Annotated in this window: 9 protein-coding genes; 4 read left to right on the forward strand and 5 right to left on the reverse strand. The window is 32.3% G+C overall.

The window, feature by feature from the left end:
- Positions 1-105 precede the first annotated feature (105 nt).
- Both purM and purN read left to right on the forward strand, forming a co-directional pair.
- A complete protein-coding gene (gene purM / locus HACICURT3053_RS00080) occupies positions 106-1,146 on the forward strand; it encodes a phosphoribosylformylglycinamidine cyclo-ligase (RefSeq protein ID WP_157992280.1) in 1,041 nt (346 codons plus the stop codon).
- Entirely contained in the window at positions 1,143-1,775 is a 633-nt protein-coding gene (gene purN, locus HACICURT3053_RS00085; RefSeq protein ID WP_157991744.1) for a phosphoribosylglycinamide formyltransferase, read from the forward strand. The genes purM and purN overlap by 4 nt, the downstream gene beginning before the upstream one ends.
- A gap of 630 nt (positions 1,776-2,405) precedes the next feature.
- Here the strand turns inward: purN and tcdA are convergent.
- On the reverse strand, positions 2,406-3,209 hold the full coding sequence (gene tcdA, locus HACICURT3053_RS00090) for a tRNA cyclic N6-threonylcarbamoyladenosine(37) synthase TcdA (protein WP_157991745.1): 804 nt from the start codon (positions 3,207-3,209) through the stop codon (positions 2,406-2,408).
- Between the two features lie 2,746 nt (positions 3,210-5,955).
- Here tcdA and sppA point away from each other — a divergent pair.
- Together sppA and ansA are read left to right on the forward strand one after the other, a co-directional pair.
- On the forward strand, positions 5,956-7,824 hold the full coding sequence (gene sppA / locus HACICURT3053_RS00095; protein ID WP_157991746.1) for a signal peptide peptidase SppA: 1,869 nt from the start codon (positions 5,956-5,958) through the stop codon (positions 7,822-7,824).
- A gap of 108 nt (positions 7,825-7,932) precedes the next feature.
- A complete protein-coding gene (gene ansA / locus HACICURT3053_RS00100) occupies positions 7,933-8,970 on the forward strand; it encodes an asparaginase (RefSeq protein WP_157991747.1) in 1,038 nt (345 codons plus the stop codon).
- A 339-nt stretch (positions 8,971-9,309) separates the two neighbouring features.
- Here ansA and groL read toward each other — a convergent pair whose 3' ends face one another.
- The 4 genes from groL to atpD all read right to left on the reverse strand — a co-directional run bounded on the left by groL (position 9,310) and on the right by atpD (position 13,728).
- Complete coding sequence (gene groL / locus HACICURT3053_RS00105) at positions 9,310-10,947, reverse strand: chaperonin GroEL (protein WP_157991748.1); 1,638 nt, start codon at positions 10,945-10,947, stop codon at positions 9,310-9,312.
- Between the two features lie 43 nt (positions 10,948-10,990).
- Positions 10,991-11,284 (reverse strand): co-chaperone GroES, encoded by a 294-nt coding sequence (locus HACICURT3053_RS00110; RefSeq protein WP_157991749.1) that lies wholly within the window; start codon positions 11,282-11,284, stop codon positions 10,991-10,993.
- Positions 11,285-11,807: 523 nt separating this feature from the next.
- Positions 11,808-12,260 (reverse strand): F0F1 ATP synthase subunit epsilon, encoded by a 453-nt coding sequence (locus HACICURT3053_RS00115; protein ID WP_157991750.1) that lies wholly within the window; start codon positions 12,258-12,260, stop codon positions 11,808-11,810.
- An 85-nt stretch (positions 12,261-12,345) separates the two neighbouring features.
- Complete coding sequence (gene atpD, locus HACICURT3053_RS00120; RefSeq protein ID WP_157991751.1) at positions 12,346-13,728, reverse strand: F0F1 ATP synthase subunit beta; 1,383 nt, start codon at positions 13,726-13,728, stop codon at positions 12,346-12,348.
- Positions 13,729-13,806 lie beyond the last annotated feature (78 nt).

Here is a 13,806-nt window from a genome sequence, read left to right on the forward strand (position 1 = left end):
ATTATAGAGGTTACTGTGATTTAATTTTTTTTTGATTCGTTTATATTTAGAGTGGAGTGCCCTGAAATTTTGTTTATTTCATAAATATCAAATGGGGATGGCATGGTGAGTGATACTACTGTTTTTAGTTATAAAAATTCTGGTGTAGATATTGATGCTAGTAATGTGTTAATTAGTCGACTCAAAGGTATAGTAAAAAAAACTCGTCGTCCAGAGGTGATAGGTGAGCTAGGTGGTTTTGCGGCTTTATGTTCTTTACCAAAAAAATATCGTGATCCAATTTTAGTTTCTAGTACCGATGGAGTTGGGACTAAACTTCAATTAGCTATGCAATTACAGTCTTATGATACTATTGGGATTGATTTGGTTGCTATGTGTGTGAATGATTTAATTGTTTTAGGTGCAGAACCAGTATTTTTTTTAGATTACTATGCTATGAGTAAGTTAAATATTGATACTGCTTCTAAGATCATGACCGGTATAGCTCAAGGTTGTTTAGAGTCTGGTTGTTCTTTAGTTGGTGGTGAAACTGCTGAAATGCCTGGTATATATCGTGGAGAAGATTGTGATCTGGCAGGTTTTTCTTTAGGTATAGTTGAAAGAGAAGGTATTATTGATGGTTATAAAGTCAGAGATGGCGATATTCTTGTTGCTCTTGGTTCATCTGGTTTACACTCTAATGGATATTCATTAGTTCGTCAACTTTTAGAGCATACTAAAATTAGTATAGATACTGCTATCTTTAATGGACAATTATTAGCAGAGCTTTTGTTGATACCAACACGAATTTATGTAAAAAGCATTTTAACTTTAATTCAACAGATTAATGTTCATGCGATTGTGCATGTGACTGGTGGGGGTTTATTAGATAATTTGCCTCGCGTATTACCAGTTAATCTTCAAGCTGTAATAGAGGCGTCAAGTTGGGACTGGCCACCTGTTTTTCGTTGGATTAAACAGTCTTCTGATATGAATCGTTCTGAGATGTATCATACTTTTAATTGTGGAGTGGGGATGGTCATCATAATAGATCCCTCTTCATTAGACCAGACTTTACATATTATGAGTAATTCTGGAGAATTAGCGTGGAAAATAGGTTTTGTTAAATCATCTAGCTCTTCTGAGCGCGTAGTCATTAATATATGAAACGTATTGTTGTTTTGGCTTCTGGCTATGGAAGCAATTTGCAGGTCATATTGGATGCATGTTGTAATATGCTAATTTCCGGTAAGGTAGTTGCTGTTTTTAGCAACAAGTCTGAATCAACTGCTTTAAATCGCGCTCATAAAGCTAAAATTCCTGCTCATGTCATTTTAGAATCCAGGTACTGTAATAAAGATGAATTTGATGATTGCTTACTAAACGAAATAGGTTATTACCAACCGCATCTCATTATTTTGGCTGGATATATGCGTATTCTTAGTATAGCATTTGTTGAATATTATTATGGCCGAATACTTAATATTCATCCGTCTTTGCTTCCACGTTATCCGGGATTACATACTCATAAGAAAGTTATTAAGAATGGAGATCATCAACACGGCGCTTCAGTGCACTTTGTAACTAAAAACTTAGATCAAGGGCCGGTTATATTACAAGCTAAAGTACCAGTTTTTAGAGGAGATACTGTATCTTCTTTGTCTATACGCGTTCAATGTGTAGAGCATTTGATTTATCCTAAAGCAATTAGTTGGTTTATTGATGGTCGATTAATCATGGATAATGGTGCTGCTTGGTTAGATGGCAAGCGGTTACCTAAAGCAGGATATTCATAAATTTTTATATGAGTTATGTTCAACAATCAGTATAATATTTTGTATGTGTTACAATAATTTTTTTATTATTAGCGTTTGATTTGTTAGGATTGTGTCCGGTGATGTAATTACTTTTAGATATCTCTAAGATTATTTTTAGTCATGTTTAATAAATTTGTACTGATAACATCATGTTATTTGATTTATCTTACAGTTCAAGGTACTTGTCTAACAAGTAGTAACTAGTTAATTATTTGCATTGTCAATATTTTTTTACAACGTAAAAAATAATAAAAATAGGATAAAAATCGGTCATTGTGATATAGGGTTTATATTAATTAATATAATTTATTGATTCACATAATCCATTTTAAATTCATAATATTTAAAGAGAAAATCAACATTAATTCTAAATTAATATTAAGTAAGTATCAGGTTTATGGTTAGTTGACTGGGTATGCGGATTGTAAAAAATACAGAATGATGACCTATTTTGAGAGTTTATTATTTTAAACTATAAAATTTCATTAAGATTCATATATATATGAATTTGTGACCTGTTAATTATAACACTTATTTATTAAATGATTTATTATTATTTTTTGTCCTTCTTTGTTCAGTGGTAGAGTAGATTGAGATGATGACTGTTGATCAGATAGTGTTTTGGTTTTTATATAATATTTTTTTTAAAACATGTGATACGGCAATAAATCCAAAAGTGGCAGTAACCATGGTTACTGTACCTAGTCCTTTTTCACAATCCATTCTTTTTTGCAATTTAATATTTCTGCGTGAATGGGATATACAACCATTCTCTTGAAAATAGCGTAAGCGCTCACTTGAAAATACACAATCAATGTTAAGTTTCCCTTTACTATTAGGTATGATTTGAAAATCATATTGAAGTCGATCACGTACACTAGCTGCTAATGGATCTTGGATTGTTTTTGTTAAGTCAGAAACTTGTATTTGTAGTGGGTCAATTTTTCCACCTGCGGCACCAATAGTTATGACTGGTAGGTTAGAACGATAACATAACGATAGTAGTGCTGCTTTTGCTTTCACGTTATCAATGGCATCAATAACATAACTAAAATTATAGTTCAATAAGATAGAGGTATTATTTACAGTAATAAAATCATCAATGCAGGTTACACAGCATTCAGGATTTATTTTTGAGATACGTTTTGCCATGACTTCCGTTTTTGGTTTGCCTAAGTTTGTTTCTATTGCATGAATTTGTCTGTTAGTATTGCTAATGCATATATCATCCATGTCGATTAAAGTTAACATACCAACACCACTTCGAGCTAACGCCTCGGCCGCCCATGACCCCACTCCCCCGATTCCTATAATGCAGATATGTTGTTCAGAAAATAATGATAATGCAGTTTGTCCATATAGGCGTGATATTCCAGAAAAACGTTCTTTCCAAGCAAGAGGTAAGATCTTCATGAGTCTTCCTTTAGAAACACTAATTATAGAAATGTTTAATTAATTATTATCAATGATATCAATATTTATTTCACTTATTGAATTAAGTATTATTATAATGAGATATATTATTTTATATAATTAGTGGAATAGAATTAAGTTTGTATCTATTATAATCAGAACTATAAAAATTTATTATATTTCTTCTTTTTTGATTAGATTTGAAGAGATTTTTCATATAATTTTTTATCTATTCCTATATTTTGTTCTTTTATTTTGTAATTAGCTTGATATAGATTCCTTATGTTTCATTTTTTATAGAACTCAGTAATTTAAGAGAGATATGTATTCATAAATAATAATTATTTTGTTTGTGATAGATGGGTTGTTAATATTTTTGAAGAATATGTAGAAGTTTAGATTACTATGCATTTCATCTATGTAGTTGACATGCTATATTGTTATGGTATATAAGTTTTAATCGTTTGGGATAAAATTATAAAGCTTCTACAGATTGTAATTTCTTCATGAAAACCTTGAATTAAATTATTTTCTATTTTGTTATAATTGACGTGATCTTCTTTTTTATAAAGAAGAAACAATTATCTTAAGTCTTGAAAGAAAATAAATGTATAAAAATTGATAATTATAAATATAATTATATGCAATTTCTATAAAAATTTATAATAAAACGCTCTATAATTAGTTAGGTTATTAAGAAAATATCTTATTTATATAGTGGTTTTTCTATCATAGTTATGGTTTATATAAGTAAATTATATATCATAAATTCATGATGTATCATACATATGGTATTATAGATATTGTTCTATTACGATTTCATATTGAAGAGGTTAATAATATATGGTTATGATTTACATAACCATAGGCATTAATCGTTTTTTTAATCGTTTAAATGTGGTATATTTCATTTTTTGTTCAAAAGTATTTGTTGTCAGCACATACTATTGGCTAGGTATTAGGGTGATCGTCTCTATGAGAATCACTAGAAATATAGATGTTTATTGTATTTAGATGATCATCTAAGTATCACATATCAATACTGTGATCGTTTATAGATAAAAAATAAAATATTATCATTAAGTTCAATGATTTAGCATATAATTAAAGTATTAATTTATGTATGTATTTATTTTGAGATAATATATTGACTTAAATATTTTGAATATAAATGAATGATGGAATATTTTTCTATTGACTACATTTTATTAATAGAAGTAAAACTTTTTTAAAGTAATATATAATATAATATATCATTATCGAAAACTTCTATGAATAGCGATATAGACATTAGGGTAGTTTTAATTATTATCTAATATATGTATTATTTTATTATTGTATAAAATAATTTTTATATTTATATTAGCATGTATAAGCTAATTTAGATCAGTGTTGTATCAGTCTATATATACATTGCATGTCACATGCTATATACATATAGAATAAAAATTATAGAGATCTGGTATATTTAAGGTATCTTCCGATAGAAAGAAAAGGTTCATCTTATCTTAGTTTAGAACTAAGATAAGATTTAATTAGTCAGTAATATGATTTTTTATGATTTTATGAGATTAAGAGGATCTAGGAAATAGAGAATGACAATAGAGAGTGGATAATATTAGTATGGTGTAATTGTACACTACAATATCTTAGATATTTTTAGATAAATATCACAGATTATTTCATAATATCTATTTTTTAAAATTAGTTTAAATCTCTATTAAATATTAAATAGTCCTGTTAGAAAATATTTGTATATCTATTTTTGATAGCTATTAGAATTAATATATATTATTTATAATAAGCTATATATATTATTTTAATTTAAGTTACTTTCGTAAGAAAAACGGAAAAGATAAAGTTTGTATCATTTTTTATCAGATGAATAAGATGACGATATCTATCATATGAAGATAATTCTATTCTTTTATGTTAAAAAATAAGTAGTTCTGTATTTTTTATTCATATAATATAAATTTTTATAATGTTATAGGGTTGACAATAATATGACAATATAGATTACGAGAGAGATTAATGATGCGTAATTTTATTTTATGTAATATGACTAGTAGTGAATTAATATTTTATTTATGTCATTAAACCGGTTGGTATCTTAAACAAGAGCCATTTTTTGGCATACACCATGATGGAGAATATATAAAATATAAATTAAGAATTTTATGGAATGTAAAATTAATTTCTTATTCTTTATTTGTATTTAGTTTATATTATTAAAATTATTTAGTTGTAGTCTATGATTAGAGTGAGTAGTCGTTTTATTGAACTAGATAAAGATGATGCTGTTTATAATGCGACAATAAGATCGCTAGATTGATTATAGAAATCTAGATAAATGATTCTTCTTTAATTATTATTGTATTTTTTATTATAGACTTGATGTTTTGTTAAACGAAAATCGTACAAATCATGAATTAGTCTATAAATTTCATTTTTTTCTAGAATTATTACGTATTTTCTAGATCCCTCATTCCTTGATATTTTAATTTTTGCTTTAAATTAATGGTAATATTATATATTGATAACAATAGAGAGTTGCTATAGTGATTTTTATCATATAGTGTTATATAACTTATTATTATCATTCTGAATAAAATATTGATTCCAAAGATAAAGGTATCTTATAAAGATACACTATAAATGTAGGATAATACATGATGAATTTTAATTACTTAGCAGCTCGTATTTCTCATCGCATCGAGCAATATAGGTTATTGGTGGAGAGCTAATGTACATGGTATGGAAATTTATCATTAAAGTTTTTCACTCGATTTGGCGAGTTTTAACTTTGATACGTGAAGTGATTTTAAATGTTGTTTGTATTTTGTTAGTTTTTTTATGTTGTGGAATCTGGATGCAATATGAAAAAATTAATACAATTTCTCAGTTAAGTAAGGGGGCTCTTATTGTTAATCTTAGTGGTATGTTAGTCGATAAGCCGACTAATAGTCATAAGTTCTTCAATAAGGTAGGTCGCCAGATATTGGGCAATAATAGTGAAAATATTAAGGAACATTCATTATTTCATCTAGTGTCTACTATTCGTCAAGCTAAGGATGACCCCAAGATTACCGGAATGGTACTCGATTTACATAATTTTTCTGGTGGTGACCAGCCATCATTACAATATGTTGGTAAAGTCTTGCGTGAGTTTCGAAATAGTGGAAAACCAATTTTTGCTACTGGATCTAGCTATAGTCAAGCTCAATACTATCTTGCAAGTTTTGCTAATAAAATTTATTTGTCTCCAGATGGGGAGGTAGATTTGCATGGTTTTGCTACAAACAGCATGTATTATCACAGTTTATTAAAGAAATTAAAAATCAATTCTCATGTATTCCGTGTAGGAAGATATAAATCTGCTGTAGAACCTTTTTTACGCGATGATATGTCATCAGAGGTGCGTGAGATCGATAGAATATGGCTGGGTGAGCTATGGCATAATTATTTATGTACGTTAGCTGAGAATAGACATTTGGATATTCAACAAATCTTTCCAAGCGTGCAGGAGCAAGTATATAGATTAGAAAAGTTACACGGAGACTCTGCTCAGTATGCTAAAGATATGCATTTAGTGGATGAATTAGCTTCGTCCTCATTTGTTGATAAAGCCTTGGTAAAGGTATTTGGATGGAATGAAGAGATAAAAAATTATCATGGTATTAATATTTATGATTACCAGCTTAAAAATACCAGTACTGATAATAATAACATAGCAGTGATCATGGTTAGTGGTGCTATTATGGATCGTGATACTAAGACAGGCTGCGTTTCTAGTGAAGCCAGTATATTGGAAATTCGATCAGCACGTCTTAATCCAAAAATAAAAGCTATTATCTTTCGTGTTAACAGCCCTGGAGGCACTGCAACAGCATCTGAAGGTATTCGTGAAGAGTTATCTGCTGCACGGAATGCGGGTAAACCTGTAGTAGTGTCTATGGGGGGTGTAGCCGCATCAGGTGGTTACTGGGTTTCAATACCAGCCAACTACATTATAGCTGATCCAAATACTATTACTGGTTCTATTGGAATCTTCAGCGTATTGAATACTATAGAGAATTTATTAGGTGCCATTGGTGTACATGTTGACGGAGTGGCAACATCTGGTTTAGCTGAAGTAATGAACACTAAATCTTTACCAAAAGAAGTTCAGAAAATAATGCAATTGCGTATAGAGAATGGTTATCAACGATTTATCAGTTTAGTAGCTAAAGCACGTCATAAAACTATTACTGAGGTTGATAGGATAGCGCAGGGACATATATGGACTGGACGTGAAGCAAAAGATAATGGATTAGTAGATGCATTAGGTGATTTTGATGATGCAGTGATGAAGGCTGCAGAGTTAGCAAAACTAACTAATCCGCAGATTAGTTGGTATAAAGATAGGCCAGGATTACTGGATATGTTTTTTAGTGAAGTTGAGATTCCTGCCAATCTATCTCTTTTAATGCATTTTTTTCAAATAAGCTCATCAACGGAAATCTTAGATAGTCTCCAAGAGATAACTAATAAATCTGGTTTGGGAGGGTATTTTCTTTATGATTCTAAAGATCGCTATGCTCTTTGTACCAGTTGTCGTAGTGATATAAAGTAAACACTAATTTGTTTAAAAAATAACAAGATTATACAGACCGCTCTGATTGTGTCTGATAGGGGTTCATTCATAGCTAAGATTTTTTGACAGTTATTTTTGAGAGCTCGAATGCAAAAGAAATCCATTTATGTCGCATATACAGGGGGTACTATTGGTATGCAATATTCTCATAATGGTTGCATTCCGGTATCAGGTTATTTGAAAAATCAGCTAGATAATATGTTAGATTCTTATAAAGTAACTATGCCTAATTTTACTATGAATGAATATCATCCTCTTATTGATTCTGCAGATATTAAACCAAAAAATTGGCAAATGATTGCCAATGATATTTATCATAATTATCACTTATATGATGGATTTGTTATTGTACATGGTACAGATACTATGGCATTTACTGCCTCTGCACTTTCTTTTATGTTAGAGAATCTAACAAAACCAGTAATTATAACAGGAGCCCAAATTCCACTGGAACAGTTCCGATCAGACGGGAAAAATAATTTAATTAATGCGTTATTTATTGCTGCGAAGTATCCAATTCATGAAGTAACATTGTTGTTTAACAATACCTTATACCGTGGAAACCGAGCAACTAAAGTACATGCTGATCGTTTTAATGCTTTTGCTTCGCCCAATTTTCCACCACTATTAGAAGTAGGCCCGAGGATTAGGGTTTTTAATACTCAATCTCTACCTTTATCAGAAGGAGAGCTAGTGGTTCATCCTATTTTCTCGCAGTCTATTGGAATTATTACAATTTATCCAGGTATATCTGCTCAAGTGGTTCGTTCTTTTACTAGAGAACCGATGAAAGCCTTGATCATTCGCTCATATGGAATGGGTAACGCACCTCAGAATAAAGAGTTTTTAGATGAATTAAAGGGTGCTACTCAGCGTGGTGTAGTTGTTGTTAATGTAACACAGTGTATCTCTGGTAAGGTTAACATGAAGGGATACATGTCTGGACACAGATTGGCATGCGCGGGTGTAGTTGGGGGGGCTGATCTTAGTGTAGAAGCGGCTTTAGCTAAATTATATTATCTATTGAGTAAAAATTTAACTAGTGAAGAGATTCGAGATCTTATGCAGAAGAATTTACGTGGTGAATTGACGGTTGAGACATCAGAAGGTAGTGAGTTTTTTTGATATTTAGATGAATTATTTACATGTGATCAATCTATAGGATTGATTTTATCAAATATGGTAAAACTATATAGTTTATATCTTCTGATTAGAAGAGAAACAAGATAATCTTGTTAGTTTTAAATTTTTTCACTTTCGTTATTAGTGTTAGTTTTGTTGAGATAAAGTAACTAGAAGTGTTTAGTCTAGCTTATCAACGTGGATGTTCAGTAAATTTCTATCTTCATAATCTTATTTCAGTTTTATTTGGTAATGCTGATATATTGATTAATTCTTATCTATGACATTTTAAGGATGAATAAAAAATCAACCCCTTTTTCAAGGGGTTGATAAAAATTACAATTACATCATTCCGCCCATGCCACCCATGCCACCACTTGGTCCAGCTTCAGGTGTCTCACCTTTAGGTAGATCAGTGATCATGCATTCAGTGGTAATCATCAAGCCCCCAATAGAAGCTGCGTATTGTAATGCGGATCTTGTTACTTTAGTAGGATCGAGAATACCTAGTTCAATCATATCACCATACTCTTCTGTTTGAGCATTATAACCGTAATTTCCTACTCCTGCTTTTACAGAATTAGTGACTACAGATGACTCTGCTCCTGTATTGGCAACAATTTGACGCATTGGAGATTCCATTGCACGAAGGGCAACTTTAATACCTACATTCTGATCTTCGTTTTGACCACGAAGACTTGAAAGCTCTGAGGCGACTCGTACTAGAGCTACGCCACCACCAGCAACCACACCCTCTTCTACTGCAGCGCGAGTAGCATTTAAAGCATCTTCTACTCGTGCCTTTTTTTCCTTCATTTCAATTTCAGTTGCTGCGCCTACTTTTAGTACAGCTACACCACCTGCAAGTTTAGCCATGCGCTCTTTTAGTTTATCTCTATCATAATCTGAAGTAGCTTCTTTGATTTGTTGATTAATTTGAGTTACTCGACCTGAAATAGATAGCTTATCTCCTGCACCATCAATAATGGTGGTAGTGTCCTTGCTAATTAAAACGCGCTTTGCCTGACCTAGATCTTCTAGAACTGTATTTTTAAGCTCCATTCCAATTTCTTCTGAAATTACAGAACCACCTGTAAGAACAGAAATATCTTGTAACATAGCTTTACGGCGATCACCAAAACCAGGTGCTTTAACTGCTGCTACTTTAACAATTCCACGCATACTATTAACCACTAGTGTGGTTAATGCTTCACCCTCAATATCTTCTGCAATGATTAATAATGGTTTGCTTGCTTTAGCTATTGATTCTAGGAGAGGTAACATTTCTCTTACATTAGATATTTTTTTATCTGATAAAAGTATAAAAGGAGACTCCAACTCTACAGAACCGGTAGCAGGTTTATTGATAAAATATGGAGATAAATAACCCCTATCAAATTGCATACCTTCAACAACTTCTAGTTCGTCTTGTAGGCCAGTTCCTTCTTCGACAGTAATAACGCCTTCTTTGCCGACTTTATCCATTGCTTTTGCAATTAACGCTCCTACAGTCTCATCAGAGTTTGCAGATATAGTGCCGACTTGAGCAATGGCTTTTGCATCAGAACACGGTGATGATAGTTTTTTAAGTGATTCAACAGCTGCAATTACCGCTTTATCTATACCGCGTTTTAGATCCATTGGATTCATTCCGGCTGCAACGGCTTTTAGTCCTTCATTTACAATGGATTGAGCTAGAACAGCGGCTGTAGTGGTCCCATCACCTGCGGCGTCATTAGCTTTAGATGCAACCTCTTTTACCATCTGTGCGCCCATATTTTCAAACTTATCTTCAAGTTCGATTTCACGAGCTACAGATACCCCATCTTTAGTTATTGTTGGGGCACCAAAAGATTTATCTAGTATTACATTTCGACCTTTAGGCCCTAGTGTAACCTTAACTGCATCGGCTAATATATTTACACCGCGCAACATTTTTACACGAGCATCATTGCCAAACTTGACGTCTTTAGCGGCCATTTTGTGTTTTCTCCATGTAGTTAAGTTTCGTCAATGGCGTGTTTTATGCCTCAATAATCGCGAGAATTTCATTCTCTGAAAGAATCAGAACTTCTTCATTATCAATTTTTTCGGTTTTTGCTGCATATCCTTCATTAAAAATAACGATATCACCTATTTTAACATCTAATGGTTTGATGTTGCCATTTTCCAATACACGTCCATTACCAACTGCTAAGACTTTTCCTCGGGTAGATTTTCCTGCTGCAGATCCAGTTAATACAATTCCTCCCGCTGATTTAGATTCAATTTCTTCACGCTTGATTATTACGCGATCGTGTAATGGGCGAATATTCATTTATAATTCTCCTCTTAGTACAATTTAATGAAAATTAGAAATTAGGATGAAATAGGTTTATAACTCTCTTATTATTATAAGTATGGTCACTTTTTCAGTCTTTCAAGGGGTCATGAATATTTTTTTTGTTTAGATTAGAGAAGAATAAAGATTAATATAATTAAATAGAACTCTGAGAAAAGATATAGCGTGCTTCAGATATGAGGATCATATTTTGGTTTAAATCGGACGTTCTTTTATAACCATAATAAGAAGATCACTTTCTAAATTATTATAATACAAGGAAAGTAATTAGTCATGATCGTGAGATTGTTGGTGATTATTAGATATTTTTAGAATTTTTTCTATTAGTAGTAGATGTTATCTAAAATGACGTTTATAATTCATGCTTTGTATATGCAGTCTATAATCAATCGTTAAAATGAAGGCATCAATCTTCTTGATACAGATTGAGTTAGGAATTGTGAGAGGACTTACAAGAAGGCTTGTTATTGTGCACTTTAGAGATTCTTAAATGGTATTTTTAATGCACAATATTGGTTAGGTTTTTGATATATATGTTTTCTTTTTTAATTAGATCAATTACACGTAATTGTGCTAATGCTTTTGTTAATTTGATAGATGCTTCTATGACATCGCTGTCACAATTATGTTGTTTTATGATTTCCATAGCTTCTTTTTTTGCAGAAGCCACGCGTTTTTCATCCAAGTTATTTCCACGAATGGCAGAATCAGCTAAAATCATAACTATATTACGATGTACTTCTAATATACCACCAGAGAGATAAATAATTTCTTTTGCACCATTTTTTTTAAGTATTTGAACCATTCCTGGTTTGATTGATGTTAAAATTGGTGTATGGTTGGACCTAATACCCATCTCGCCTTCGCTACCTGAGACTTGGATGCTTTGCACAATGCCAGAAAATATTTGTAGTTCTGCGCTGACAACGTCCAACTGAAAACCTGAGATCATAGAAAATTCCTATTTATAAAGTTGATGTAATAGTACTGTGTATGGTATTTTGGATATCTCTAACGCAGTTCTTTATTTAATTTTATTAAAGCGTTTTAGCCTTTTCTAATGCTTCGTCAATTACACCTACCATATAAAAAGCTTGCTCAGGAAGATGATCATATTTACCCTCCATGATATCTTTAAATCCACGTATCGTATCTGTTAACGATACGTATTTTCCAGGGGAGCCAGTAAATATTTCTGCAACAAAGAACGGTTGGGAAAGAAAACGTTGTATCTTTCGAGCTCGTGTTACGACTAGCTTATCTTCTTCTGATAATTCATCCATACCAAGTATGGCAATAATATCTTTTAATTCTCTGTAACGCTGTAAAAGGGATTGAATACCGCATGCAGTATCGTAGTGCTCTTGTCCAACAATAAGAGGGTCTAGTTGACGACTAGTTGATTCTAGAGGATCTACGGCTGGATAGATTCCTAGAGCAGAAATCTGACGACTGAGTACTACAGTAGCGTCTAAATGAGAGAAAGTTGTAGCTGGTGATGGATCAGTCAAGTCATCTGCAGGAACGTAAACAGCCTGAATTGATGTAATGGAGCCAGTCCTCGTTGAGGTGATTCGTTCCTGTAGCATACCCATTTCTTCTGCTAGAGTGGGCTGATATCCTACTGCAGAAGGCATTCGTCCTAATAGAGCTGATACTTCTGTGCCAGCTAGAGTGTAGCGATAAATATTATCAATAAACAATAGTACTTCTTTGCCTTCATCTCGAAATTTTTCAGCTATAGTTAGACCAGTTAAAGCAACTCGAAGACGGTTTCCTGGGGGCTCATTCATTTGTCCATAAACAAGCGTAACTTTATCAATTACTTTTGATTCAATCATCTCATGATAAAAATCATTTCCTTCACGGGTTCTTTCACCTACGCCAGTAAATACGGCAAAACCAGAATGTTCAGCTGCAATATTTCGAATTAGCTCCATCATATTCACAGTTTTTCCTACACCCGCACCACCAAATAATCCTACTTTACCACCTTTCGCAAAGGGGCACATTAAGTCAATCACCTTAATTCCAGTTTCTAGTAGTTCTTGAGAGCTAGTTTGTTCTGAATAAGCAGGTGCAGGTCGATGAATGGGCCAACGTTCTTTTGAATCAATACTTCCTTTCATATCGATTGGCTCACCAAGTACATTCATTATTCGACCAAGTGTAGCGCTTCCTACTGGAACTTGAATTGGGTGCTGAAGATCTAATACTGTAATACCACGTTTTAATCCATCTGATGAACCCATAGCTATCGCACGAACAACTCCACCACCTAATTGTTGCTGGACCTCTAAGATTAGGCGTTTTTGACGAGTATAGACTTCAAGTGCATTATATATTTTTGGTATAGTTTCTTGAGGAAACTCTACATCTACCACTGCGCCGATTACTTGAATAATTTTCCCGATGCTCATTTATTAATCCTCTATTGATTAATCCTCTAATTATGATTTTATGTTATTTTATCTGATTTAGTTATATTTTAGGAGAAG

The sequence above is a fragment of the Candidatus Erwinia haradaeae genome (genome assembly GCF_900698855.1).
Classification (GTDB): Bacteria; Pseudomonadota; Gammaproteobacteria; order Enterobacterales; family Enterobacteriaceae; genus Erwinia_E; species Erwinia_E haradaeae_F.